The 1,529-nt window shown below is 29.1% G+C and carries 2 protein-coding genes; both read left to right on the top strand.

The window, feature by feature from the left end; all coding sequences use genetic code 11:
- Positions 1–774: RHS repeat-associated core domain-containing protein (locus COL3_RS25915; protein ID WP_143327574.1), on the top strand; the 774-nt coding region annotated here is incomplete at its 5' end.
- Positions 758–1,192 carry a hypothetical protein gene (locus tag COL3_RS25920; RefSeq protein WP_180277994.1) on the top strand — a complete coding sequence of 145 codons (435 nt, stop codon included), beginning with the start codon at positions 758–760 and terminating at the stop codon, positions 1,190–1,192. The genes COL3_RS25915 and COL3_RS25920, both read left to right, overlap by 17 nt.
- The last annotated feature ends 337 nt before the right edge of the window (positions 1,193–1,529 follow it).

Genomic DNA, 1,529 nt, shown 5'->3' on the forward strand with positions numbered 1-1,529 from the left:
TCCGAAGTAGACTCTAAATTAAATAGATATTTCTATACTGTTGATGAACAGGGAAGTACAACATGTATTACTGACGCGAACCAGCAGATTAGAAATGAATATTGGTATGATGCTTTTGGTAATGTTCTTGAAGGTAGGGAACAAGTTCATAATAGGATAACTTATACTGGTCAACAATATGATAGTGTTACAGGGCAGTATTATTTGAGGGCAAGATTTTATAACCCTGTAATTGGCAGGTTTACTCAAGAAGATGTTTATAGGGGCGATGGGTTAAATCTTTATGCTTATTGTGGGAATAATCCTGTTAGGTATTATGATCCGAGTGGGTATCAATTAGCAGCATGTGCACCCAAAAAGAGGCAGATTAATGCTGAAGAATTAAGAAATTCTCCAGGTATAACTACACAAAATAATAAAATAGATGTAAATCAAAATAAGTTAATGTATCAAAGTGGAAATATTGGGGTGATACCACAAGAAATAAAGGACAGACTTAATAACAGGACATTCAACAATTTTAAAGAGTTAAGATCAGCGTTATGGGAAGAAGTGGGAAATTCAAAATATGCAACAGAATTTGGAAAGTCAGGACAGACATTAATGAAAAACGGTATGGCACCTTATTCAAATAGTGGAAAATATGTTATTCACCATAAGCAACCAATAGCTAAGGGTGGGGGAGTGTATGATTTAGATAATTTGATTATATTGTCTCCTAAAATGCATAAAATTATTATAGATTCAAAATATCATTTTGGAAAGAAAGGATAGTGCGGCTATGGATTCAAACAGATTAAAAATATTAATAAGTAAAATTTATAATGATGGGTTATTTCATTATGAAAGTAGTGAAGAAAAGAGTAATGAATTAAATGAGTTAGAACAAATGACAGATTATGAGAATGTAAATGAATTATTCTATTCGGATTTGGCACCTAATTATGTATTTGACACAATAATTTTTTATGAGAAAATTAAAAATGAAAATTTTGATGAAAAAAAGTATATACAAATAATTAGTGAATTAACAAATAATTTAGGCAAAATTAAAGAATATGAGCTAGATGTATATTGTAAGTTACTTGGGAAAGAATTTAATATTAACGCGAATGAAGTATTTGATTTTATATTTGAATTATTTGGTGAAGGACTTACACCAGAAGATATATATATTAGACTGAAAAAATAATAAATCTACAAATAAATTAAACTACCTACCAAATAGGGTAAGTAGTTTAATTTTCTATGCCTAAAAAATAGAATTAATTATAAGTATATATACAGTTGTGAATTGACAAGCAAGTAAATACTTTAGTTAATAGATATGATACAGAAGGATTAAGAGCTGAGATTCAAGAAAATGAAAAGTTAACTAAATTTATTTTCCATAAGGACAATGTTTTAGTTGAGACTGATAAAGACTTTTATATGATTTCTAGGTTTACTAGAGGGTATGAGGTTGTTGCCGCGGATATTGCAGATTCCGAAGTAGACTCTAAATTAAATAGATATTTCTATACTGTTGA

Origin of the sequence: Clostridium sp. LS (assembly GCF_002760435.1) — a bacterium.
Classification (GTDB): domain Bacteria; phylum Bacillota; class Clostridia; order Clostridiales; family Clostridiaceae; genus Clostridium.